Below are 23,887 nucleotides of genomic sequence, written 5' to 3' on the forward strand. Positions count from 1 at the left end.
TAAATCGCAGCCCAAGAAACAGGTGAATTTCGTGAGCCAGCCTACGCCAGCCGTGCGTACCTTCCAAGACTTGATCCTCGCCCTCCAGCAATACTGGGCCGAGCAAGGTTGCGTGGTACTTCAGCCCTACGATATGGAAGTAGGCGCCGGCACTTTCCACACTGCCACGTTTCTGCGTGCCATCGGCCCGGAAACCTGGAACGCCGCCTATGTGCAGCCCAGCCGCCGCCCGACTGACGGCCGCTACGGCGAAAACCCGAACCGTCTGCAGCATTACTACCAGTTCCAGGTTGTGCTGAAGCCGAACCCGGAGAATTTCCAGGAGCTGTACCTGGGCTCCCTCAAGCACGTCGGCCTCGACCCGCTGGTGCACGACATTCGTTTCGTCGAAGACAACTGGGAATCGCCAACCCTGGGCGCCTGGGGCCTGGGCTGGGAAGTCTGGCTCAACGGCATGGAAGTGACCCAGTTCACCTACTTCCAGCAGGCGGGCGGCATCGAGTGCTACCCCGTCACTGGCGAGATCACCTACGGCCTCGAGCGCCTGGCCATGTACCTGCAAGGCGTGGATTCGGTCTACGACCTGGTGTGGGCCGACGGCCCGTTCGGCAAAGTGACCTACGGCGATGTGTTCCACCAGAACGAAGTGGAGCAGTCGACCTATAACTTCGAACACGCCAACGTCGACAAGCTGTTCGAACTGTTCGACTTCTATGAAAGTGAAGCCAAGCGCCTGATCGAGCTGGACCAGCCGCTGCCGTTGCCGAGCTATGAAATGGTGTTGAAGGCGTCCCATACCTTCAACCTGCTGGACGCACGCCGGGCGATTTCCGTGACCGCGCGCCAGCAATACATCCTGCGTGTGCGCACCCTGGCGCGTTCCGTTGCGCAAGCCTACCTGCTGGCCCGTGCCAAGTTGGGCTTCCCGATGGCGACCCCGGACCTGCGTGATGAAGTGTTGGCTAAGCTGGAGGCTGCACAATGAGTGCTCAAGATTTTCTGGTTGAACTGGGCACTGAAGAACTGCCACCCAAAGCCCTGAACACCCTGGCCGACGCGTTCCTGGCCGGCATCGAGAAAGGCCTGCACGCCGCTGGCCTGAATTTCGAAACCAAACACGTCTATGCCGCGCCGCGCCGCCTGGCCGTGCTGATTACTGCCCTGGAAACCCAGCAACCCGACCGCAGCATCAACCTTGATGGCCCGCCACGCCAGGCCGCGTTCGATGCCGACGGCAACCCGACCCAGGCTGCCCTGGGCTTCGCCAAGAAGTGCGGCGTGGACCTGAGCGAAATCGACCAGAGCGGTCCGAAGCTGCGCTACAGCCAGAGCATCAAGGGCAAGCCGACCGCCAGCCTGTTGCCGACCATCGTCGAAGACTCCCTGAACGACCTGCCGATTCCCAAGCGCATGCGCTGGGCCGCGCGCAAGGAAGAGTTCGTGCGTCCAACCCAGTGGCTGGTGATGTTGCTCGGTGACCAGGTCATCGACTGCACGATCCTCGCCCAGAAGGCCGGTCGCGATTCCCGCGGCCACCGCTTCCATCATCCACAAAGCGTGCGCATTACCTCGCCGGCCAATTACCTGGCCGACCTGCGCGCCGCCTACGTGCTGGCCGACGCCAACGAGCGCCGCGAACTGATCAGCAAGCGCACCGAAGAACTGGCGACCCTGCAGGAAGGCACCGCCATCGTGCCGGTCAACCTGCTGGACGAAGTGACCGCCCTGGTGGAATGGCCGGTGCCGCTGGTGTGCTCGTTCGAGGAACGTTTCCTTGAAGTGCCGCAGGAAGCGCTGATCACCACCATGCAGGACAACCAGAAATATTTCTGCCTGCTGGACGCCGAAGGCAAGTTGCTGCCGCGTTTCATCACGGTCGCCAACATCGAAAGCAAGGATCCGCAGCAGATCGTCGCCGGTAACGAAAAAGTCGTTCGCCCGCGCCTGACCGATGCCGAGTTCTTCTTCAAGCAAGACAAGAAACAACCCCTGGAAAGCTTCAACGAGCGCCTGCGCAACGTGGTGTTCCAGGAGAAACTCGGCAGCGTCTACGACAAGGCCGAGCGCGTTTCGAAACTGGCCGCATTCATCGCTCCACGCATCGGCGGCGACGCCCAGCGCGCGGCCCGTGCCGGCATCCTGTCCAAGTGCGACCTGTCCACCGAGATGGTCGGTGAGTTCCCGGAGATGCAAGGCGTCGCCGGTTACTACTACGCCCTCAACGACGGCGAGCCGCAAGACGTCGCCCTGGCCCTAAACGAGCAGTACATGCCGCGCGGTGCCGGTGCGGAACTGCCGACCACCCTGACCGGTGCGGCCGTGGCGATCGCCGACAAGCTCGACACCCTGGTGGGCATTTTCGGCATCGGCATGCTGCCCACCGGCAGCAAGGACCCGTATGCCTTGCGTCGCGCGGCGCTGGGCGTGTTGCGGATCCTGATCGACAAGCAGTTGGACCTGGACCTGAACGACGCCGTGGCCTTCGCCGTCAACGCGTTTGGCAGCAAGGTCAAGGCTGCCGGCCTGGCCGATGCGGTGCTGGAATTCATCTTCGACCGCCTGCGTGCGCGTTATGAAGACGAAGGTGTCGACGTTGCGACCTACTTGTCGGTGCGTGCCCTGAAACCGGGTTCGGCCCTGGACTTCGACCAGCGCGTACAAGCGGTGCAAGCCTTCCGCAAATTGCCCGAAGCGGCAGCGCTGGCGGCGGTGAACAAGCGCGTATCGAACCTGCTGGGCAAGGCCGAAGGCAACATCGCGGCCACCGTCGAAGCCAAGTACTTCGACAATGCCAACGAGTTTTCGCTGTACTCGGCGATCCAGCAGGCGGACCAGGCGGTCCAGCCGATGGCGGCGGCGCGTCAGTACAGTGAAACCCTGGCGCGCCTGGCGGCGTTGCGTGAGCCGGTGGATGCGTTTTTCGAAGCGGTGATGGTCAACGCTGAAGATGCCAACGTTCGGGCCAACCGCTATGCGCTGTTGGCGCGCCTGCGTGGGTTGTTCCTCGGTGTTGCCGATATTTCGCTGCTGGGGTAAATCTTGAAACTGCTGATTCTCGATCGGGACGGAGTGATCAATCACGACTCCGACGCTTACATCAAATCGGTGGAGGAGTGGCTGCCGATTCCCGGTTCCATCGAGGCCATCGCGCAGTTGAGCAAGGCCGGCTGGACGGTGGCGGTGGCCACCAACCAGTCGGGCATTGCTCGGGGTTACTACGGGCTCGCCGTCCTCGATGCCATGCATCAGCGCTTGCGCGACTTGGTGGCAGAGCAGGGCGGGGAGGTCGGCTTGATCGTCTATTGCCCACACGGGCCGGACGAAGGTTGCGATTGCCGCAAACCCAAGCCTGGGATGTTGAAAACCATTGCCGCACATTACGGCGTTGCGCTGTCGGGTGTCTGGTTTGTCGGTGACAGCCTCGGTGACCTGGAGGCGGCCAAGGCCGTCGATTGTCAGCCAGTTTTGGTAAAGACCGGGAAAGGCGAGAAGACTCTGGGCAAGACCCTACCGGTGGGCACCTTGATTTTTGACGACCTGGCGGCGATTGCCGCTGAACTTATCCACAATTAGAGCTCCCTAGACATCCTGATCAAGGATTGTTCGGGAAGCGCTTAAGCAGGCGGGCCTTGCCCGCAATGGTAAACGCCGCTATGTCGATACTGCAGGCCATCAGAACCTTTCTCTTTTACCTGCTGTTGGGCACCAGCTCCTTGCTGTGGTGCACCTTGAGTTTTTTTGTCGCGCCATTCATGTCGTTCAAGACGCGCTACCGCTTCATCAACGTTTACTGGTGCCGCTGCGCACTGTGGCTGAGCAAGGGTTTCCTGGGCATTCGCTATGAAGTGAAGGGCGCCGAGAACGTGCCGGACCGGCCCTGCGTCATTCAGTCCAACCACCAGAGCACCTGGGAGACGTTCTTTCTCTCGGCCTACTTCGAGCCGTTGAGCCAGGTGCTCAAGCGTGAATTGTTGTTCGTGCCGTTCTTCGGCTGGGCCATGGCGATGCTGCGTCCGATTGCCATTGATCGCGACAATCCCAAGGTTGCACTCAAGCAGGTCGCACAAAAAGGCGACGTGCTGCTCAAGGATAACGTTTGGGTCCTGATCTTTCCTGAGGGTACTCGCGTGCCTTATGGGACGATCGGCAAGTTTTCCCGCAGCGGTTCCGCATTGGCGGTAAACGCGTCCCTGCCGGTGCTGCCGATTGCACACAATGCGGGCAAATTCTGGCCCAAGGCTGGCTGGATCAGAAAACCGGGTGTCATCACAGTGGTTATCGGCAAACCCATGTACGCAGAGGGCACTGGGCCCCGCGCGATCGCTGAGCTCAACGATCGCGTACAGGCTTGGAATGAGCAGACGCAAAGGGAACTGGGTTCACTTCCGCCAGCGCCTGCCGCATCCGCAGCACCGGACCAGCTCGCTGTTTGAGAACTGTGGATAACCTGTGTACCGTTTTATCCGATTTCGTTGCTTTTATTTTTTAATTCTTTGTTTTTAAAGCATATTTCTTAAGCACATAAAACAGCCAAAAAGGTGCATAAGTTTTTATACCGCCAAATCGCAGCTTCGCCATTGCGTCGAAGACTGCGATTTTTCGCTCAGCTCAGCAGTTGAAACCGCAAGCTGAACGTCGTTCCCTTCCCGACCACACTATGACATCCGATCTGGCCACCATGACGATCCACGACCGCCTTGACCATGGACAGTCCTAGGCCGATGCCGTCTACGCCGTGGGCAGACGAGAAGCGTCGATACTGGTTGAACAACTCCGGCAGTTCCTCAGCGCCAATGCCTTTGCCCTGATCAACGACGTCACACATCAACCATCCCTCCACGCAGCGAACGTTTAGCGAAACGCGCGTTTCGCGCGGGCTGTATTTGATCGCGTTCTCCAGCAAGTTGAATATCGCGCGGGTCAGCAGCGGCTGATCGGCGCTGACCATGGCTTCGTCATTCTCCAGTTCGTGTTCCAGCTGGATATTTCTTGCCCGGGCAAGGGGCAATGCCTGATCGATCACGTCCAGGACTAGCATGGCAAACAAGGTCGGTCGGAATTGGTAGGCCTCTGACTCCGCCTTCGCCAGTTGCACGAAACCGTCGGTGAGATCCAAGGCACGACGCACCTGGTGCTCTATCTGATCGAACAATGGATTGTCCGCGCCGGCCTCATGTCGCTGCACGTCGAGCAGCGCGAGTATCGCCGAATGTGGCGCGCGCAGGTCATGCGACAAAAACCGGAGCATCACCCCGCGTTGTTCTTCTGCCTCGCGCTCAGCACTCAGGTCAGTCAGGCTCAGCAACCAGCCAATGGGCACGTCGCCCTCGACCGGCAGCAGTGCCGCACGTTCGAGGCGCAGGCTGCGCTCTCGGATATCGCGAAACTCAGTCAACGGCAAGGTAGACAGACGATGCGCAGGGATGTGGTCCAGTGGCGGATACCCCAGGCGGGCCAGTTCCTCGATCACGTCACCGCCCACCAAGGTGTGGCCGAACAACTCACGGGCCTTGCGATTGCCTAGCAATATCTTGCCCTGCGGATCACTGATCATGGTGGCCACCGGCAGGTACTCCAAGCCATCGGCGATAAAACGACGGGTATCGCGCGTCCGGCCCATGGCTTGTTCCAGTGCCATGATTTGCCCCTGCAAACGGTCACTTCCGGAATAGGAGGCTCGACGTCGCTCGGGGAATACTTTCGGCTCGGCATCCAGGCGGGCCAACTCCCAACCGAAATAAGCCAACACCACGCTCAATCGTCGCCAGTTCCAGATCAGGTAGCCACACAGCATTCCCATCAAACTGGCCACCGGCGACCACCACCATCCCTGAGCGCCCAACAGTGCGCTGGTCAGCAGGGCCACGCTCATGCCCCCTAGGGTGGCCCCGAGTGCAAGGCGGGGGCGCAACAAGAGCAAACCGAGCACGGCTCCAACCAGACACATGGACAGCAATGCGGCTTCTGGTCCATTGGGGGCCGTTTGCGTGCTGAACGAAATCAGCGCCGTCAGCGGTAACAGAAGCAGGCTTATCCAAAACCACTCCCGCATCAATTGTCGAAACAATTGTTGTACCTGAGTCGGTTCACGGCTTTCACGGCGACGCGGATTGCTCATAAGGGCCCTGGCGGAACATGAGGAAGAAAATTGCCAACGCTCGGATCCTGGCAGGCAAGCCCGAGGACCGAGACTATAACGGACTCGATGGTCGGCGTGCGGCTGCCTTTCCCTGCGCGCTACGAGCCGGTATTGTCTCAACCAGCGACGGGAGGATGGAACGACTCAGCTATCGGGTTGGGCTTTCATGTCCACCTGGAAGATGTCCGTTATTTTTCGAGTTCAAGGAATCGCGTCATGCGTGTCGCCATACTGGATGACGAACCGGCCGAGCTGCGCCGGGTGGAACAGACACTGCAGCAAATCCCCGGCAGGGGCGAACAAGCCTGGACCTTGCACAGCTTCGAACGCGCCGAAGACCTGCTGCGCCAACTGCGGCGCGAAACGTTCGACCTGTTGATCCTCGATTGGCAGTTGCCTGATATCAGCGGACTTGCCCTGCTGCGCTGGACGCGCGAGCACATGGACTCGCCGCCGGCCGCCATCATGCTCACCAGCCGCGACGGCGAGCACGACATCGTCCAGGCCCTCAACACCGGCGCCGACGACTACGTCAGCAAACCGTTCCGCCCCAACGAACTCAAGGCCCGGGTCACCGCCGTGCTGCGCCGCCACAACTTGCAACGCACTCCGGCCAGCGAGGTGCTGGTGTTCAATGACCTGGAATTCGACGATGCAGAACTGACCGTCACCCGTGCAGGCATTCCCATCAGCCTCACCGAGCGGGAGTACCGCCTGGCCCGCTGCCTGTTCGCCAACCTGGGCCGGCCGCTGTCGCGTGAATATTTTTATGAGCGCTTCTGGACCCACGAGGAAATGACCTCGTCCCGTCCGCTCGACACCCATATCTATCGCCTGCGCAACAAGCTCGGGCTGACGGCGGATCGGGGTTGGCAGTTGCTGACGATCTATGGCTATGGGTATCGATTGGAGAGTGTGGCGGCGGGAAGTGAGGCGTCTGTTGCGAGTTAGGGACAGGTCGACCCGTGGCGAGGGAACAAGCTCCCGCTGCGCTGCAGCCCCGTAGGAGCTTGTCGGAGCTTGTAGGAGCTTGTAGGAGCTTGTAGGAGCTGTCGAGTGAAACGAGGCTGCGATCTTTCCAAGGACACTTGAATCTCAAGCGAAAGATCAAGATCAAGATCAAGATCAAGATCAAGATCAAGATCAAGATCAAGATCAAGATCAAGATCAAGATCAAGATCAAGATCAAGATCAAGATCAAGATCAAGATCAAGATCAAGATCAAAAGATCGTCCGAACGCAGCCCGAGCCTTCGCCAGCTCCTACAGAGTCAAGCGGGAGCAAGCTCCCTCGCCACAGTGGATATCACCCGATCGTCTGCATCAGGCTTCCAGCCTTTGCGATCCGGCGACGCTGCATCAGCACGCCGAACAGCACCACCAATACACTCAGCAGTCCTGTCGCCAGGATCTCTACACGATGGGCTTCCTGGAACAACATGATAGTCAAGGCCCCGACGATAAAGACGATCACCGCATAGGTCAGCCCCGGAAATAGCCACATGCTGAAGGCAACTTTTTCACCGCGAGCCATTCGTTGCTTGCGCATGCGCAATTGCGAAACCGCGATGACCAAGTAAACCAGCAGAGCAATGGCGCCCGAGCTGGCCAGCAGGAATTCAAACACCGCGGCCGGAGCCACATAATTGGCAAACACCGCCAGGAAAGCCGCACCGGTCGACAGCATCACGGCCCAATAAGGCGTACCGCTTCTGTTGGTGCGCTGGGAAACAGCTGGCGCATCACCACGCTTGCCCAACGAGAACATCATCCGCGATGCCGTATACAGTGCCGAGTTCAGACAACTCGTCACCGCAACCAGGACGACGATATCGACGATCAGCTTGGCATCGGGGATACCCATGCGCTCAAGCACCGTCTGATACGAGCCAATACTGGCCAGGAGCGGGTCGTTCCACGGCACCAAGGCCACGACGATGAAGATGGACACGAGATAGAACAAGCCAATCCGCCAGATCACCGAGTTGGTTGCCTTGGAGATTTGCTGGCCAGGGTTCTTCGATTCGGCGGCGGCAATGGTGACGATCTCGGTGCCCATGAATGAAAACATGGTGGTAAGAATGGCCCCCAGTACCGCGCCCATGCCGTTTGGCATGAAACCTTGGGTATCGAACAGGTGCGAAACACCACTGACTTGGCTAGTGGGCAGAAAACCAAAAATCGCCAGCAAGCCAAGACCGACGAAACCAATGATCGCCACCACCTTGACCAGGGCGAACCAGAATTCGAATTCGCCGTAGTTCTTCACGCTGAACAGATTCGTGACGGTCAGGAGCAACGTGATGACCAACGTGAAGGCCCATATGGCCACGTTCGGGAACCAGGCATGCAGGATCGTTGCGGCAGCGTTGGCCTCCAACGGAATGACCAGGACCCAGAACCACCAATAGAGCCAGCCGATGGTGAAACCTGCCCAATGACCAATCGCACGGTCCGCATAGGTAGAGAAGGAACCGGTGTCTGGCGACGCCACCGCCATCTCACCCAGCATGCGCATCACCAGCACCACCAAGGCACCCGCAGCAGCGTAGGCCAACAACACGGCCGGCCCGGCCGCGGCAATCGCATGGCCGGAACCGACGAACAGCCCCGCGCCAATCACACCGGCGATGGAGAGCATCGTCACATGACGGGGCTTGAGCCCTTGCTCCAGATTATCGAAAGTTTGCGTACCACTCATTGAGACTACCCTTGGTATTGAATTGGTTCGTACCACCTCGTCCCATCGCTTTCTGTAAATTTAAAAAAACGATGTGTAAGTTATTAAACACGCAAATTTTGCGCCAGGATATTTGAAGTCCCCGTGATCCGGGGTTTCCACGAGATTCCTAACCCATTGAGAATGAAAGCTTTATGCCAGGGTGTTACCTGGTTACCCCCTTTATGAGCAATGGGGTTTGGAAGAGGGCAGCTGTTTTCAGGCGTAAAAAAAAGCCAACGCATGTGCGTTGGCTTTTTGTTGGAGTCGGTGCTGCGCAAGGATCAGAAATCCAGGTTAGACACCGCCAACGCGTTGCTCTCGATGAAGTCACGACGTGGCTCGACCGCATCACCCATCAGGGTGTTGAAGATCTGGTCCGCGCCAATGGCGTCTTCGATGGTGACTTTCAGCATGCGACGCGAGCCCGGGTCCATGGTGGTTTCCCAGAGCTGATCCGGGTTCATCTCACCCAGCCCTTTGTATCGCTGGATAGTGTGGCGCTTGGTGCTTTCGGCCATCAGCCATTCAAGGGCTTCCTTGAACTCGGTTACCGATTTCTTGCGCTCGCCACGTTGGATGTACGCCCCTTCGTCCAACAGCGTGCTCAATTGCGCGCCGAGGGAAACGACAGTCTTGTAGTCGTTGCTGCCGAAGAAGTCGCGGTTGAAGGTGACGTAGTTCGACAGACCGTGAGAGATCAGTTCGACCTCCGGCAGCCAGACGTTACGTTCACGGTCTTCGCGCAGGCTGGCTTTGTAGACCAGGCCGGATTTTTCCACGGTGCGCAGACGGACTTCGTACTGGGCCAGCCAATCCTGCATCGCAGCGTGATCGGACAATTGCTCCAGGCTGACGGCCGGCAGATAGATGAAGTGCTCGGTCAGTTCCTGTGGGTACAGGCGCGACAGGCGCTTGAGGGTCTTCATCACCAGGCGGAAGTCATTCACCAGGCGCTCGAGGGCTTCACCGGAAATGCCAGGAGCATCTTCGTTCAGGTGCAGGCTCGCGTCTTCCAGGGCCGACTGCGTCATGTACTCTTCCATGGCGTCGTCGTCTTTGATGTATTGCTCTTGCTTGCCTTTCTTGACCTTGTACAGCGGCGGTTGGGCGATGTAGATGTAACCGCGCTCGATCAGCTCCGGCAACTGACGGAAGAAGAACGTCAGCAGCAGGGTACGGATGTGCGAACCGTCGACGTCAGCATCGGTCATGATGATGATGTTGTGATAGCGCAACTTGTCGATGTTGTACTCTTCGCGGCCAATACCGCAGCCCAACGCGGTGATCAAGGTGCCGACTTCCTGGGAGGAAATCATCTTGTCGAAGCGCGCCTTCTCGACGTTGAGAATCTTGCCCTTGAGCGGCAGGATGGCCTGGGTGCGGCGGTTGCGACCCTGCTTGGCGGAACCGCCAGCGGAGTCACCTTCCACGAGGTACAGCTCGGACAGGGCAGGGTCCTTTTCCTGGCAGTCGGCCAATTTGCCTGGCAGGCCGGCGATGTCCAGCGCGCCTTTGCGGCGGGTCATCTCACGAGCCTTGCGCGCCGCTTCGCGGGCACGGGCGGCGTCGATCATCTTGCCGACCACCAGCTTGGCTTCGTTCGGGTTCTCCAGCAGGAAGTCGGAGAAGTACTTGCCCATTTCCTGTTCGACAGCGGTCTTCACTTCGGAAGACACCAGCTTGTCCTTGGTCTGGGAGCTGAACTTCGGATCCGGCACCTTCACCGAAATGATCGCGGTCAGGCCTTCACGGGCATCGTCACCGGTGGTGGCGACTTTGTGCTTCTTCGCCAGGCCTTCCTGTTCGATGTAGTTGTTCAGGTTGCGGGTCAACGCCGATCGGAAGCCCACCAGGTGAGTACCGCCGTCGCGCTGCGGGATGTTGTTGGTGAAGCACAACAGGTTCTCGTTGAAGCTGTCATTCCACTGCAGGGCGATTTCCACGCCGATGCCGTCTTCACGCTGGACGTTGAAGTGGAACACCTGGTTGACCGGGGTCTTATTGGTGTTCAGGTACTCAACGAACGCACGCAGGCCACCTTCATACTTGAACAGCTCTTCCTTGCCGCTGCGCTCGTCCTTGAGGACGATGCCGACACCGGAGTTGAGGAAGGACAGTTCACGAATCCGCTTGGCCAGGATGTCCCAGCTGAAGTGGATGTTCTTGAAGGTTTCGCTGGAAGCCTTGAAGTGGATCTGGGTACCGGTGGTCTCGCTATCGCCGACAATCGCCATCGGTGCCTGAGGCACACCATGGACATAGGTCTGTTCCCAGATCTTGCCGCTGCGGCGAACAGTCAGAACCAGCTCTTCGGACAGCGCGTTCACCACCGAGACACCTACGCCGTGCAAGCCGCCGGAAACCTTGTAGGAGTTGTCGTCGAACTTACCGCCAGCGTGGAGGACGGTCATGATGACCTCGGCGGCGGAGACACCTTCCTCTTTATGCACATCTACCGGGATGCCGCGGCCGTTGTCGCGAACAGTGATGGATTCGTCCGGGTGGATAATGATGCTGATATCGTCGCAATAACCGGCGAGGGCTTCGTCGATGGAGTTGTCGACCACCTCGAACACCATGTGGTGCAGGCCGCTACCATCGTCGGTGTCGCCAATGTACATACCGGGACGTTTGCGTACGGCATCCAGGCCTTTCAGCACTTTAATGCTCGTTGAGTCGTACGTATTTTCTTCGCTCAATGCCTTCACTCCCGATGGTCGTGGGTCTGGGTGATACGGCCCTGTTCCACGTGGAACAGAGCGACTGGCGTTTCCGTCTGCCAGCCTTCCCTCAATAATTCGTGGTCTACACAGGTAATGAATACCTGGCAGCGTAAGTCTTCCAGCAAGCGGCACAGCGCGCGGCGGTGGGCCTCGTCCAGCTCGGACGGCAAGTCATCCACCAGATAAATACACTGACCGCGACGGGCCTGGCTGACCAGATGCCCTTGGGCGATACGCAAGGCGCACACCACCAACTTCTGCTGACCCCGGGACAAAATGTCTGCGGCGTTATGTGCGCCCAATCTAAGACGCAAGTCAGCGCGTTGTGGTCCAGCCTGGGTGTGTCCCATCTGCTGGTCCCGCTGCACCGAGCCAGCCAGCACGGCACTCAATTCCCGGTCCTTGTCCCAGCCTCGGTAATAGCTGAGCGTCAGTCCCTCAAGCTCAACCAGTTCGCTCAAGGTCTGCTCGAAGACCGGTTTCAAGGCTTTGATATAAGCGCGGCGGTATTCATCGATTTCAGCGCTGGCCTGGCACAGTTCCCTGTCCCAAACCGCTTGCGAAACGGCGTCAAGTGTACCATGTCGCAGCCAAGAGTTACGCTGGCGCAGCGCCTTCTGCAGACGTTGCCAAGTCGCCATGAAACGCGGTTCCACGTGGAACACGCCCCAATCCAGGAACTGCCGGCGGATCTTCGGTGCGCCTTCCAATAGCCGGAAGCTATCCGGGTTTATCAGCTGCAACGGCAGAATCTCTGCCAGCTGCGCAGCACTGCGGGCGTTTTGCCCGTCGATGCGGATCTGGAACTCGCCTTGTCGATCCCGCGAAATACCTAGGGCGCTGTGACCACCTTCCGCCAGTTCCACCTGCCCGAACACCGTGCACGCCAGTTGATCGTACTGGATGACCGGTAACAGGCGGGTGCTGCGAAACGAACGGGCAAGCCCGAGCAGGTGCACGGCTTCCAGGACGCTGGTTTTGCCGCTGCCGTTGGCGCCGTAAAGGATATTGATGCGGGGGGAAGGGGAGAAGGTCACCGGGTGCAGATTGCGCACCGCGGTGACCGAGACGCGACTTAAGGACATCTAGCTGGTTACAGACGCATCGGCATGACAACGTAAGCCGAATCGTCGTTATCGGACTCCTGCACCAGCGCACTGCTGTTGGAGTCGGACAGGATCAGACGCACTTGCTCGGTGGTCATCACCCCCAGCACGTCCAGCAGGTAGCTGACGTTGAAGCCGATTTCCAGGGAGCCGCCGTTGTACTCCACGCCTACTTCTTCTTCCGCTTCTTCCTGCTCCGGGTTGTTCGCCTGGATCTTCAGCTGACCGTTGGCCAGTTGCAGGCGGATGCCGCGGTACTTCTCGTTGGACAGAATTGCAGTACGGCTGAAGGCTTCGCGCAGCGCTTGGCGATCGCCCAGCACCAGCTTGTCGCCGCCTTTTGGCAATACGCGTTCGTAGTCTGGGAACTTGCCGTCCACCAGTTTCGACGTGAAGGTGAACTCGCCAGTGGTAGCGCGGATGTGGTGTTGGCCCAACACGATGCTGACATTGCCGTCCGGCTCGGTCAGCAAACGGGCCAGCTCCAGGATGCCCTTACGCGGCACGATCACCTGGTGACGATCCGGCTGACCGATATCGGCCTGCATCGAGCACATGGCCAGGCGGTGCCCATCGGTGGCAACAGCACGGATAACGCCGGCAGACACTTCCAGGAGCATGCCGTTGAGGTAGTAACGCACGTCCTGCTGGGCCATGGCGAAACTGGTGCGTTCGATCAGGCGACGCAATTTGCTCTGGTCCAGGCTGCAGGTCAGCGAACCCGGGCCTTCTTCCACAGTTGGGAAATCGTTGGCGGGCAACGTGGACAGGGTGAAGCGGCTGCGACCGGCCTTGACCACGAGCTTCTGCTCATCGACCTTGATGTCGATCAGCGCATCGTTGGGCAGGCTTTTGCAGATGTCCATCAGCTTGCGCGCCGGCACGGTGATGGAGCCCGGATCGGCCGGTTCCTCAAGTTGCACACGACCGACCAGTTCGACTTCCAGGTCGGTACCGGTCAGCGACAATTGCTGGCCTTCGACAACCAGCAGCACGTTGGAAAGTACCGGCAAGGTCTGGCGGCGTTCGACGACGCCTGCGACCAGTTGCAGGGGTTTCAACAGGGCTTCGCGTTGAATGGTGAAATGCATGGTCTAGTCCCTTGCCTTAATAAGCTGCGCTGGTGGTCATCAAGTGGTCAGTGTACGCAGCAGGTTCTTGTAGTCCTCGCGGATGTCCGCGTCGGATTCCTTAAGTTCGTTGATCTTGCGACAGGCGTGCAACACGGTGGTGTGGTCGCGTCCGCCAAACACATCGCCGATTTCCGGCAGGCTGTGGTTGGTCAGTTCCTTGGACAGGGCCATGGCCACTTGGCGCGGACGTGCCACCGAACGCGAACGGCGTTTGGATAGCAGGTCGGAAATCTTGATCTTGTAGTATTCAGCAACAGTACGCTGAATGTTATCCACAGACACCAGCTTGTCCTGCAGCGCCAACAAGTCCTTCAAGGACTCACGGATAAGCTCGATCGTGATATCGCGCCCCATGAAGTGCGAGTGAGCGATCACCCGCTTGAGGGCACCTTCGAGTTCACGCACGTTCGAGCGGATACGCTGTGCAATAAAGAAAGCGGCGTCGTGAGGCAGCTCAACCTTGGCCTGGTCGGCCTTCTTCATCAGGATCGCGACGCGGGTTTCCAGCTCCGGCGGCTCGACGGCCACCGTCAGGCCCCAACCGAAGCGTGACTTGAGGCGTTCCTCGAGGCCTTCGATCTCCTTCGGGTACCGGTCACTGGTAAGAATGACCTGCTGCCCGCCTTCAAGCAACGCGTTGAAGGTGTGGAAGAACTCTTCCTGGGAACGTTCCTTGCGGGCGAAGAATTGAATGTCATCGATCAGCAAGGCGTCCACCGAACGGTAGAAACGCTTGAACTCGTTGATCGCGTTCAGTTGCAACGCCTTGACCATGTCGGCGACGAAACGCTCGGAATGCAAGTAGACGACCTTGGCATTCGGATTCTTCTTTAATAGATGGTTGCCCACTGCGTGCATCAAGTGAGTCTTACCCAAGCCAACGCCGCCATACAGGAAGAGCGGGTTGTAGCCGTGCTTGGGGTTGTCCGCCACCTGCCAGGCCGCCGCGCGAGCCAACTGGTTGGATTTACCTTCGACGAAATTCTCGAAGGTAAAGGTCCGGTTCAGGTAGCTGGTGTGCTTGAGAGCGCCTTCGACTTGGACAGTGCGCTGTTCGGCCCGCACCGGTGCCTGCTGGGAACTGGCGCCGGCCATTGGGTCGAAGCTGTCCCGGGAGGGCTCTTCGCTGACTTCGGCAACCTTTTGCGCGTTGCGTTTGCTCGGGGCGGGCGTGGGCGCCGTGGCGGCATGGTTGTTGACCGGCGCCGGGGCGGCCTGCTGAGCCTGGGAAGCGGCGGCAGCCAGCGGTGCATTAGGCGCGGCGCGAGGTGCCGAGCTGCGCTTGCTGCCTATTAATAAGGACAGCGCGGGCGCCATGCCATTGCCATGCTCGTCGAGCAGTTCCATGACCCGGCCCAGGTACTTTTCGTTGACCCAGTCGAGGACGAAACGGTTTGGCGCATAGACGCGCAATTCGTCGCCTTCGGCTTCGACCTGTAGCGGACGGATCCAAGTGTTGAATTGTTGGGCAGGCAGCTCATCGCGCAAAAGCTCCACGCACTGCTGCCAAAGTTCCACTGACACGGACATCCCCTAAGTTGAAAGCCGGTGAGGCAAAAACAAGCGGCCATTGTAGCGATCAGTCGCTCACTTATCCACATGCAGCTTGTCGGTCGTCCATGATTTATCAATGCGTTAAGTGAACGAAAGACGACGGGCGGTCGGTGGATAAGCCCTGTGGATAACCGGCCCTGAGGTCGTTGCATAAGCGAAGGGACAACTCAGTGGATAAACCCTCTGTGGATAACTGACCATTCCACCCACAGCTTATCCGACACCGCAGCACAGGCTGGCCACTGCTTTCCCGTGTAGTTGTCATTCGCTGTACATGGCGGATTACAAGGCCTAAGGGTAGTTATCCACAGATAGGTGGCTACCTTGCTTTTATAAGCTTTACAGAAAAGCTTTAAATAATTCCCTTCTTTATTTCTATATCTAGCGCTGCCTGACGAATCAGCCGAAAGCACCTGGACATCTATTTAAAGGAAACGCTGGTTGGAAATTGACCTAGAGGCTTGCTTTCTCTAGAATCCCCGGTCTCTTAAAACGGGGGCCATTCCGGCCCGTTGTGGACGAACCAGGTAACACGACATGAAACGTACTTTCCAACCAAGCACTATCAAACGCGCTCGTACCCACGGTTTCCGTGCTCGCATGGCTACCAAGAACGGTCGTGCCGTCCTGTCGCGTCGTCGCGCCAAAGGTCGTGCGCGTCTGGCAGTTTGATAATCCGGCACTGGAGGTGAGTCAGGACTTCAGTCGGGAAAAGCGTCTGCTTACTCCCCGGCATTTCAAGGCAGTCTTTGACTCCCCTACCGGCAAGGTTCCGGGGAAAAATCTCCTGCTCCTTGCGCGCAGCAACGATCTCGATCACCCCCGACTCGGGCTGGTTATCGGGAAAAAGAGCGTCAAGCTCTCCGTTCAGCGCAATCGCCTCAAACGTCTGATGCGCGAATCGTTTCGCCTGAACCAGGATTCACTGGTCGGTTGGGACATCGTTATCGTCGCGCGCAAAGGTTTGGGTGACGTAGAAAACCCCGAATTGATTCAGCATTTCGGCAAGCTCTGGAAACGACTGGCCCGTAACAAGCCGGTACCAGCAGTCAACACCGAAACTGTAGGGGTAGACAGTCACGATGCGTAAACTGGCACTCGTTCCGATCCAGTTTTATCGCTACGCCATTAGTCCTTTGATGGCCAGTCACTGTCGTTTCTACCCCAGTTGTTCCTGCTACGCGTACGAAGCCATAGAAAATCATGGCCTCCTGCGCGGTGGCTGGCTGACCTTTCGTCGTTTAGGTCGCTGTCATCCGTGGAATCCCGGCGGTTATGACCCGGTTCCGCCTATCCCTACCTCCCGTTCTTCTTCGATGGCCGAGTAATCATGGATATCAAACGCACGATCCTGATCGTCGCCCTGGCAATCGTGTCCTACGTCATGGTCCTTAAATGGAACCAGGACTATGGCCAGGCTGCCCTGCCGACTCAGAATGTTGCAGCCAGCAATACCGCACCGAGCCTGCCGGACACGACGGCTGGCAATAACACCGCCAGCAATGACGATGTCCCGCGCGCGGCCAGCGATACCAGCGCTCCAGCCGAAGCGCCTGTGGCTACGAGCAAGGATCTTATCCAGATCAAGACCGACGTGCTCGAGCTGGCGATCGATCCACAAGGCGGCGACGTCGCTCAATTGAAGCTGCCGTTGTATCCGCGTCGTCAGGATCATCCGGAAATCCCGTTCCAGTTGTTCGATAACGGCAACGAACGTACCTACCTGGCACAAAGTGGCTTGATCGGGGCCAACGGTCCGGATGCAAGCCCGGCCGGTCGTCCGGTTTATTCCGCCGAGAAGAAGGTTTATCAACTGGCTGATGGCCAGGATCAACTGGTCGTAGACCTGAAGTTCAGCAAGGACAGCGTTAATTACATCAAGCGTTTCACGCTCAAGCGTGGCCTGTATGACGTAACCGTGTCCTACCTGATCGACAACCAGAGTGCCCAGACCTGGTCTGGCGCGATGTTTGCCCAACTCAAGCGTGACGCCAGCTCCGATCCATCTTCCAGCACCGCTACTGGCACGGCGACCTATCTGGGCGCTGCCCTGTGGACAAGTTCGGAGCCGTACAAAAAAGTGTCCATGAAAGACATGGACAAGGCTCAGCTGAAAGAAACCGTCCAAGGTGGTTGGGTTGCCTGGCTGCAGCATTATTTTGTAACTGCTTGGGTCCCACAGAAAGGCGAGAGCAATATCGTCCAGACGCGTAAGGACAGCAAAGGCAACTACATCATCGGTTACACCGGCCCGGCATTGACCGCTGCGCCAGGTGCCAAGGCCGAAACCAGCGCCATTCTCTATGCTGGCCCGAAAAGCCAGGCAGTGCTGAAAGAGTTGTCCCCAGGCCTGGAACTGACCGTGGACTACGGTTTCCTGTGGTTCATCGCCCAGCCGATTTTCTGGCTGCTGCAACATATCCACAGCATCGTGGGTAACTGGGGCTGGTCGATCATTTTCCTGACCATGCTGATCAAGGGGATCTTCTTCCCATTGTCGGCCGCCAGCTACAAATCCATGGCGCGTATGCGCGCGGTGGCACCGAAACTGGCCGCCCTGAAAGAACAACATGGCGATGACCGGCAGAAAATGTCCCAAGCCATGATGGAGTTGTACAAGAAAGAGAAGATCAACCCGCTGGGTGGATGCTTGCCGATTCTTGTGCAAATGCCGGTGTTCCTGTCGCTGTATTGGGTTCTGCTGGAAAGCGTGGAGATGCGTCAGGCACCGTTCATGCTGTGGATAACCGACCTGTCGATCAAGGATCCGTTCTTCATCCTGCCGATCATCATGGGCGCGACCATGTTCATCCAACAGCGGCTGAACCCAACGCCTCCGGATCCGATGCAGGCGAAGGTCATGAAAATGATGCCAATCATCTTCACCTTCTTCTTCCTCTGGTTCCCCGCGGGTCTTGTGCTGTACTGGGTTGTGAACAACGTGCTGTCGATCACCCAGCAGTGGTACATCACGCGTAAGATCGAAGCGGCTACGAAAAACGCCGAGGCGTAACTTGCTCTGTGGATAACCACACAAAACGCCCCCTAGTGGGGCGTTTTGCTATCTGTCACTTTTGTCTGGATACCGGTTTATGAGTGCACCGCGTGAAACTATCGCCGCCGTTGCCACCGCCCAAGGGCGCGGTGGTGTAGGCATCGTCCGTATTTCCGGGCCGTTGGCCAGTGTCGCGGCCAAGGCTATCAGCGGTCGTGAACTCAAGCCGCGGTTCGCCCATTACGGCCCGTTTTTCGGTGCTGACCAGCAGGTGCTCGACGAAGGGCTGGCCTTGTATTTCCCGGGGCCAAATTCGTTCACCGGCGAAGACGTACTGGAACTGCAAGGACACGGCGGCCCTATCGTGCTGGACATGCTGCTCAAGCGTTGCCTGGAACTGGGCTGCCGTCTGGCCCGGCCAGGGGAGTTCAGCGAACGGGCATTCCTCAACGACAAGCTCGACCTGGCCCAGGCCGAGGCGATTGCCGATTTGATCGAAGCCAGTTCTGCACAGGCTGCCCGCAACGCATTGCGTTCCTTGCAGGGAGCTTTTTCCCAGCGTGTGCATAACCTCACCGAACAATTGATCGGCCTGCGGATCTACGTCGAGGCTGCGATCGACTTCCCCGAAGAGGAAATCGACTTCCTCGCCGATGGCCACGTGCTGAGCATGCTCGATAACGTGCGCGACGAGTTATCCACAGTACTGCGCGAAGCCGGTCAGGGTGCCTTGTTGCGTGACGGAATGACCGTGGTGATTGCCGGACGCCCTAACGCGGGCAAGTCCAGTTTGCTTAACGCGCTGGCCGGTCGAGAGGCAGCGATCGTCACGGAGATCGCCGGCACTACGCGGGATATATTGCGCGAACATATCCACATCGATGGCATGCCGCTGCATGTGGTGGATACCGCGGGGCTGCGGGATACCGATGACCAGGTGGAAAAAATCGGCGTCGAGCGCGCACTCAAGGCCATCAGCGAAGCCGACCGAGTGTTGCTGGTGGTGGATGCCACCGCGCCAGAAGCAGACGATCCCTTTGCCTTGTGGCCGGAGTTCCTCGAAATCCGCCCGGATCCTGCGAAAGTCACCCTGATTCGCAACAAGGCCGACCTGACCGGGGAAGCGATTGCCCTTGAAGTCAGCGACGACGGCCACGTGACCATCAGCCTCAGCGCAAAGTCGGCGGGCGAGGGGCTGGAATTGCTGCGCGAGCATCTCAAGGCCTGCATGGGCTATGAACAGACGTCGGAGAGCAGCTTCAGCGCCCGCCGCAGGCACCTTGAAGCGTTACGCCACGCCAGCGCGGCCCTGGAACACGGTCGTGCGCAGCTGACCTTGGCGGGGGCGGGTGAGTTATTGGCCGAAGACCTTCGCCAGGCACAACATTCCCTCGGTGAAATCACCGGCGCCTTCAGCTCCGATGACTTGCTGGGCCGGATCTTCTCCAGCTTCTGCATCGGTAAATAACCCCGCCGGACTGACGACGAACCGGTGTCGAGGGAGCTTGCTCCCGCTCGGCTGCGAAGCAGTCGTAAACCGGCGGGTGCGGTGTGTCAGGTACTGCGCATTCAGCGGGTTTTGGGGCCACTTCGCGACCCAGCGAGAGCAAGCTCCCTCGCCACAGGCCTATCGAGCGCAACACAAACCCGCTACCTCCTCTCTTTTTTTAACCGATTGCCCTTAATGGCGGCTTGCCTGTGGACGCTTCGGCGACCCCTTGCCGGCTGTTTTCTGTGGATTAAGCCCTGTGAATAACTGCCATTGAGGTCGGTTGATAAGCGGTCTTCAAAACTGAATATAACCACCTCTGTGGATAACCACCTCATTCATCCACAGGCTTACACCGGTTATCCAAGCCCCTCACGACCACATGGCCACAGGGTTTTGAATCGCTGTACACAAGGTAAATTAAGGCCTACAGAACCTTATCCACAGATAGGTAGGGCAGTAAGAATAAACATAAAAACAAAGATTTTATAAATTTCTTTCTTTTTTATTTTTTTAACCGCGAGTTCTCCACAGCTGGTTAAATTTTGTCCAAAGGGTTCTTTAGGAAGAGCGAAGTCCCTATACTTGCCGACCTGGCTCGAAAAACGCCCCAGGACCAGACTCAATACCTATTTCCGAATTACCTGAATAAAGCAGGCACGAGGTGCGTGGTGGATTTCCCTTCCCGTTTTGAAGTGATCGTCATCGGCGGCGGTCATGCCGGTACCGAGGCAGCACTTGCATCAGCACGCATGGGAGCAAAAACCCTGCTGTTGACGCATAACGTGGAAACCCTCGGCGCCATGAGCTGCAACCCCGCCATTGGTGGGATCGGCAAAAGCCACTTGGTCAAGGAAATCGATGCCCTTGGCGGCGCGATGGCCATGGCTACCGATAAAGGTGGTATCCAGTTTCGCGTGTTGAACAGCCGCAAAGGTCCAGCCGTGCGCGCCACTCGCGCCCAGGCCGACCGAGTCCTGTACAAGGCCGCTGTCCGCGAAATCCTGGAAAACCAGCCGAACCTGTGGATATTTCAACAAGCGGCTGATGACTTGATCGTCGAACAGGACCAAGTGCGCGGTGTCGTCACTCAAATGGGCCTGCGTTTCTTCGCCGATTCAGTTGTATTGACCACCGGGACCTTCCTCGGTGGACTTATCCACATTGGTTTGCAGAATTTTTCCGGCGGTCGCGCCGGTGATCCGCCGTCGATCGCTCTGGCTCACCGTCTGCGTGAGTTGCCCTTGCGTGTAGGGCGCTTGAAAACCGGTACGCCACCGCGCATCGACGGCAAGTCCGTGGATTTCTCGGTGATGACCGAGCAACCTGGCGATACGCCGATCCCGGTGATGTCGTTCATGGGCAACAAGGAACAGCATCCGCGACAAGTCAGTTGCTGGATCACTCATACGAATGCCCGCACCCACGAAATCATCGCGGCGAACCTCGATCGTTCGCCGATGTATTCCGCTGCCGGCGAAATCGAAGGTGTCGGCCCGCGCTATTGCCCGTCGATCGAAGACAAGATCCATCGCTTTGCCGACAAGGAAAGCCACCAGGTGTTCATCGAGCCGGAAGGTTTGACCACCCATGAGCTGTATCCGAACGGGATATCCACAAGCCTGCCGTTCGACGTGCAATTGCAGATCGTGCAATCGATCCGTGGCATGGAGAACGCGCACATCGTGCGGCCGGGTTATGCGATCGAGTACGACTACTTCGATCCGCGCGATCTGAAGTACAGTCTGGAAACCAAAGCGATCGGCGGTCTGTTCTTCGCCGGGCAGATCAACGGCACCACCGGTTACGAAGAAGCGGGTGCCCAGGGTTTGCTCGCCGGAGCCAACGCGGCCCTGCTCGCCAAGGGCAAAGAAGCCTGGTGCCCGCGCCGCGATGAGGCGTACATCGGTGTGTTGGTTGACGATCTGATTACCCTGGGAACCCAGGAACCGTATCGGATGTTCACGTCCCGCGCCGAATACCGCCTGATCTTGCGGGAAGACAACGCCGACCTGCGCCTGACCGAGAAAGGTCGCGAGCTGGGTCTGGTGGATGACGCGCGCTGGGCGGCGTTCTGCCAGAAACGGGAGAGTATCGAGCTGGAAGAGCAACGCCTGAAAAGCACCTGGGTTCGTCCAGGTACCGAGCAGGGCGATGCCATCGCGGCCAAATTCGGCACGCCGCTGACCCACGAATACAACCTGCTCAACCTGTTGAGTCGTCCGGAAATCGATTACGCCGGGCTGGTGGAAGTGACCGGTCAGGGCGCGGAAGACCCGCAGGTCGCCGAACAGGTCGAGATCAAGACCAAATACGCTGGCTACATCGACCGCCAGCAGGATGAAATCGCCCGCCTGCGCGCCAGCGAGGACACCAAGCTGCCTGTGGATATCGATTACACCGGTATTTCCGGGTTGTCGAAAGAAATCCAGGGCAAGCTCGGCGCAACGCGTCCAGAAACCCTGGGCCAGGCTTCGCGCATCCCCGGCGTAACCCCGGCAGCGATTTCGCTGTTGATGATTCATTTGAAAAAACGCGGCGCGGGCCGCCAGTTGGAGCAAAGCGCTTGAGTTCGATGGTCACCTCGCAACACGCTGAAGAGTTATCCACAGGTGCCCGTCAGCTCGGCGTCAATCTGACCGAAGCCCAGCACGCGCAACTGCTGGGTTATCTGGCGCTGCTGATCAAGTGGAACAAGGCCTACAACCTGACCGCCGTGCGCGATCCGGATGAAATGGTTTCGCGGCATTTGCTCGACAGCCTGAGTGTGATGTCCTTCATCGAGAACGGACGTTGGCTGGACGTCGGCAGTGGCGGCGGCATGCCCGGTATCCCGCTGGCGATCCTGTTTCCCGACTCGCAAGTGACCTGCCTGGACAGCAACGGCAAGAAAACCCGCTTCCTGACCCAGGTCAAACTCGAACTCAAACTGGATAACCTGCAAGTTATCCACAGCCGCGTCGAAGCGTTCCAACCAGCGGAGCCTTTCAACGGCATCATCTCCCGGGCGTTCAGCAGCATGGAGAACTTCAGCAACTGGACTCGCCACCTGGGCGACGCCGATACGCGCTGGCTGGCAATGAAGGGCGTTCATCCGGCCGATGAGCTGGTAGCATTGCCGGCAGACTTCCACCTCGATAGCGAACACGCCTTGGCCGTACCCGGTTGCCAAGGCCAACGCCATCTGCTGATACTGCGCCGCACGGCATGATTGGGAACACAAGCAAGAATGGCTAAGGTATTCGCGATAGCGAACCAGAAGGGTGGCGTGGGCAAGACCACCACCTGTATCAACCTCGCAGCATCCCTGGTCGCGACCAAGCGTCGGGTGCTGTTGATCGATCTCGATCCACAGGGCAACGCCACCATGGGTAGCGGTGTGGATAAACATGGCCTGGAAAACTCCATCTACGACGTCCTGATCGGCGAGTGCGATCTGGGCCAGGCCATGCATTTCTCCGAGCATGGCGGTTATCAACTGCTGCCGGCCAACCGCGACCTGACGGCGGCCGAAGTGGTGCTGCTGGAAATGCAGATGAAGGAAAGCCGCCTGCGCAGTGCGCTGGCGCCGGTCCGCGAGAATTACGACTACATCCTGATCGATTGCCCGCCGTCGCTGTCGATGCTGACGCTCAACGCGTTGGTGGCCGCCGATGGGGTGATTATCCCCATGCAGTGCGAGTACTTTGCCCTCGAAGGGCTGAGCGACCTTGTGGATAACATCAAGCGCATTGCGGAGCTGCTGAACCCGGAGCTGAAAGTCGAAGGGTTGTTGCGGACCATGTATGACCCGCGCCTCAGCCTGATGAACGATGTATCGGCCCAGCTCAAGGAACATTTCGGCGAGCAGCTCTACGACACGGTCATTCCGCGGAACATTCGCCTGGCTGAAGCGCCGAGCTACGGCATGCCGGCGTTGGCCTACGATAAACAATCCCGTGGTGCGCTGGCCTACCTGGCCCTGGCGGGCGAGATGGTTCGCCGTCAGCGCCGCCAACCACGCATCGCTGCAGCCCAGCCAACTTAA

The 23,887-nt window shown here is 58.5% G+C and carries 19 protein-coding genes; 13 read left to right on the forward strand and 6 right to left on the reverse strand.

Translation table 11 applies throughout. The features are described 5' to 3' along the window. Positions 1 to 31: 31 nt before the first annotated feature. The 4 genes from glyQ (at position 32) to M8Q45_RS24840 (ending at position 4,433) form a co-directional block, all read left to right on the forward strand. Positions 32 to 985: a glycine--tRNA ligase subunit alpha gene (gene glyQ / locus M8Q45_RS24825; protein WP_022641565.1), complete on the forward strand. Its 954-nt coding sequence runs from the start codon at positions 32 to 34 to the stop codon at positions 983 to 985. Beyond that, positions 982 to 3,036, forward strand: a complete 2,055-nt coding sequence (gene glyS, locus M8Q45_RS24830) for a glycine--tRNA ligase subunit beta (protein WP_249876788.1) — start codon at positions 982 to 984, stop codon at positions 3,034 to 3,036. The genes glyQ and glyS overlap by 4 nt, the downstream gene beginning before the upstream one ends. 3 nt (positions 3,037 to 3,039) lie before the next feature. Continuing rightward, positions 3,040 to 3,573 (forward strand): D-glycero-beta-D-manno-heptose 1,7-bisphosphate 7-phosphatase, encoded by a 534-nt coding sequence (gmhB, locus tag M8Q45_RS24835; RefSeq protein WP_249876789.1) that lies wholly within the window; start codon positions 3,040 to 3,042, stop codon positions 3,571 to 3,573. Between the two features lie 80 nt (positions 3,574 to 3,653). Beyond that, complete coding sequence (locus M8Q45_RS24840; protein WP_249877388.1) at positions 3,654 to 4,433, forward strand: lysophospholipid acyltransferase family protein; 780 nt, start codon at positions 3,654 to 3,656, stop codon at positions 4,431 to 4,433. A gap of 170 nt (positions 4,434 to 4,603) precedes the next feature. On the opposite strand, the gene M8Q45_RS24845 is transcribed toward M8Q45_RS24840, so the two are convergent. Further along, positions 4,604 to 6,118 carry a PAS domain-containing sensor histidine kinase gene (locus tag M8Q45_RS24845; RefSeq protein WP_249876790.1) on the reverse strand — a complete coding sequence of 505 codons (1,515 nt, stop codon included), beginning with the start codon at positions 6,116 to 6,118 and terminating at the stop codon, positions 4,604 to 4,606. Positions 6,119 to 6,355: 237 nt separating this feature from the next. Here M8Q45_RS24845 and M8Q45_RS24850 point away from each other — a divergent pair, with 237 nt between their 5' ends. Further along, entirely contained in the window at positions 6,356 to 7,090 is a 735-nt protein-coding gene (locus M8Q45_RS24850; RefSeq protein ID WP_249876791.1) for a response regulator transcription factor, read from the forward strand. 354 nt (positions 7,091 to 7,444) lie between these two features. Here M8Q45_RS24850 and gabP read toward each other — a convergent pair whose 3' ends face one another. The 5 genes from gabP to dnaA all read right to left on the reverse strand — a co-directional run bounded on the left by gabP (position 7,445) and on the right by dnaA (position 15,346). Next, positions 7,445 to 8,839, reverse strand: a complete 1,395-nt coding sequence (gabP, locus tag M8Q45_RS24855; protein WP_249876792.1) for a GABA permease — start codon at positions 8,837 to 8,839, stop codon at positions 7,445 to 7,447. Between the two features lie 302 nt (positions 8,840 to 9,141). Next, positions 9,142 to 11,559, reverse strand: coding sequence for a DNA topoisomerase (ATP-hydrolyzing) subunit B (gyrB, locus tag M8Q45_RS24860; RefSeq protein WP_030139021.1), 2,418 nt, complete (start codon positions 11,557 to 11,559; stop codon positions 9,142 to 9,144). A 5-nt stretch (positions 11,560 to 11,564) separates the two neighbouring features. Then, positions 11,565 to 12,668 carry a DNA replication/repair protein RecF gene (gene recF, locus M8Q45_RS24865; RefSeq protein ID WP_249876793.1) on the reverse strand — a complete coding sequence of 368 codons (1,104 nt, stop codon included), beginning with the start codon at positions 12,666 to 12,668 and terminating at the stop codon, positions 11,565 to 11,567. Between the two features lie 8 nt (positions 12,669 to 12,676). Next, positions 12,677 to 13,780: a DNA polymerase III subunit beta gene (gene dnaN / locus M8Q45_RS24870; RefSeq protein WP_003196145.1), complete on the reverse strand. Its 1,104-nt coding sequence runs from the start codon at positions 13,778 to 13,780 to the stop codon at positions 12,677 to 12,679. Between the two features lie 39 nt (positions 13,781 to 13,819). Next, the gene (dnaA, locus tag M8Q45_RS24875) at positions 13,820 to 15,346 is read right to left on the reverse strand and encodes a chromosomal replication initiator protein DnaA (RefSeq protein ID WP_249876794.1); all 1,527 of its coding nucleotides are present in this window, start codon (positions 15,344 to 15,346) and stop codon (positions 13,820 to 13,822) included. Between the two features lie 567 nt (positions 15,347 to 15,913). On the opposite strand from dnaA, the gene rpmH reads away from it, so the two are divergent. The 8 genes from rpmH (at position 15,914) to M8Q45_RS24915 (ending at position 23,887) form a co-directional block, all read left to right on the forward strand. After that, positions 15,914 to 16,048 (forward strand): 50S ribosomal protein L34, encoded by a 135-nt coding sequence (rpmH, locus tag M8Q45_RS24880; RefSeq protein ID WP_003213577.1) that lies wholly within the window; start codon positions 15,914 to 15,916, stop codon positions 16,046 to 16,048. A gap of 16 nt (positions 16,049 to 16,064) precedes the next feature. Beyond that, complete coding sequence (gene rnpA / locus M8Q45_RS24885; RefSeq protein ID WP_030139024.1) at positions 16,065 to 16,466, forward strand: ribonuclease P protein component; 402 nt, start codon at positions 16,065 to 16,067, stop codon at positions 16,464 to 16,466. Further along, the gene (yidD, locus tag M8Q45_RS24890) at positions 16,459 to 16,704 is read left to right on the forward strand and encodes a membrane protein insertion efficiency factor YidD (RefSeq protein ID WP_010465488.1); all 246 of its coding nucleotides are present in this window, start codon (positions 16,459 to 16,461) and stop codon (positions 16,702 to 16,704) included. Before rnpA ends, yidD begins: the two co-directional genes overlap by 8 nt. Positions 16,705 to 16,706: 2 nt before the next feature. Then, the gene (yidC, locus tag M8Q45_RS24895) at positions 16,707 to 18,389 is read left to right on the forward strand and encodes a membrane protein insertase YidC (RefSeq protein WP_249876795.1); all 1,683 of its coding nucleotides are present in this window, start codon (positions 16,707 to 16,709) and stop codon (positions 18,387 to 18,389) included. A 79-nt stretch (positions 18,390 to 18,468) separates the two neighbouring features. Continuing rightward, positions 18,469 to 19,839 (forward strand): tRNA uridine-5-carboxymethylaminomethyl(34) synthesis GTPase MnmE, encoded by a 1,371-nt coding sequence (gene mnmE / locus M8Q45_RS24900; RefSeq protein WP_249876796.1) that lies wholly within the window; start codon positions 18,469 to 18,471, stop codon positions 19,837 to 19,839. Between the two features lie 692 nt (positions 19,840 to 20,531). Beyond that, the gene (gene mnmG, locus M8Q45_RS24905) at positions 20,532 to 22,430 is read left to right on the forward strand and encodes a tRNA uridine-5-carboxymethylaminomethyl(34) synthesis enzyme MnmG (protein ID WP_249876797.1); all 1,899 of its coding nucleotides are present in this window, start codon (positions 20,532 to 20,534) and stop codon (positions 22,428 to 22,430) included. 5 nt (positions 22,431 to 22,435) lie between these two features. Next, positions 22,436 to 23,071: a 16S rRNA (guanine(527)-N(7))-methyltransferase RsmG gene (rsmG, locus tag M8Q45_RS24910; protein WP_249877389.1), complete on the forward strand. Its 636-nt coding sequence runs from the start codon at positions 22,436 to 22,438 to the stop codon at positions 23,069 to 23,071. Positions 23,072 to 23,089: 18 nt separating this feature from the next. Continuing rightward, complete coding sequence (locus tag M8Q45_RS24915; RefSeq protein WP_030139029.1) at positions 23,090 to 23,887, forward strand: ParA family protein; 798 nt, start codon at positions 23,090 to 23,092, stop codon at positions 23,885 to 23,887.

This window comes from Pseudomonas sp. T1.Ur, assembly GCF_023516725.1.
GTDB classification, from domain to species: domain Bacteria; phylum Pseudomonadota; class Gammaproteobacteria; order Pseudomonadales; family Pseudomonadaceae; genus Aquipseudomonas; species Aquipseudomonas alvandae.

Bases quoted from the DNA above. Each gene is read 5' to 3' on its own strand.
- glyS (WP_249876788.1), top strand. From the start codon at position 982: ATGAGTGCTCAAGATTTTCTGGTTGAACTGGGCACTGAAGAACTGCCA.
- M8Q45_RS24840 (WP_249877388.1), top strand. From the start codon at position 3,654: ATGTCGATACTGCAGGCCATCAGAACCTTTCTCTTTTACCTGCTGTTG.
- M8Q45_RS24845 (WP_249876790.1), bottom strand. From the start codon at position 6,118: ATGAGCAATCCGCGTCGCCGTGAAAGCCGTGAACCGACTCAGGTACAA.
- M8Q45_RS24850 (WP_249876791.1), top strand. From the start codon at position 6,356: ATGCGTGTCGCCATACTGGATGACGAACCGGCCGAGCTGCGCCGGGTG.
- gabP (WP_249876792.1), bottom strand. From the start codon at position 8,839: ATGAGTGGTACGCAAACTTTCGATAATCTGGAGCAAGGGCTCAAGCCC.
- recF (WP_249876793.1), bottom strand. From the start codon at position 12,668: ATGTCCTTAAGTCGCGTCTCGGTCACCGCGGTGCGCAATCTGCACCCG.
- dnaN (WP_003196145.1), bottom strand. From the start codon at position 13,780: ATGCATTTCACCATTCAACGCGAAGCCCTGTTGAAACCCCTGCAACTG.
- rpmH (WP_003213577.1), top strand. From the start codon at position 15,914: ATGAAACGTACTTTCCAACCAAGCACTATCAAACGCGCTCGTACCCAC.
- yidD (WP_010465488.1), top strand. From the start codon at position 16,459: ATGCGTAAACTGGCACTCGTTCCGATCCAGTTTTATCGCTACGCCATT.
- yidC (WP_249876795.1), top strand. From the start codon at position 16,707: ATGGATATCAAACGCACGATCCTGATCGTCGCCCTGGCAATCGTGTCC.
- mnmE (WP_249876796.1), top strand. From the start codon at position 18,469: ATGAGTGCACCGCGTGAAACTATCGCCGCCGTTGCCACCGCCCAAGGG.
- rsmG (WP_249877389.1), top strand. From the start codon at position 22,436: ATGGTCACCTCGCAACACGCTGAAGAGTTATCCACAGGTGCCCGTCAG.
- M8Q45_RS24915 (WP_030139029.1), top strand. From the start codon at position 23,090: ATGGCTAAGGTATTCGCGATAGCGAACCAGAAGGGTGGCGTGGGCAAG.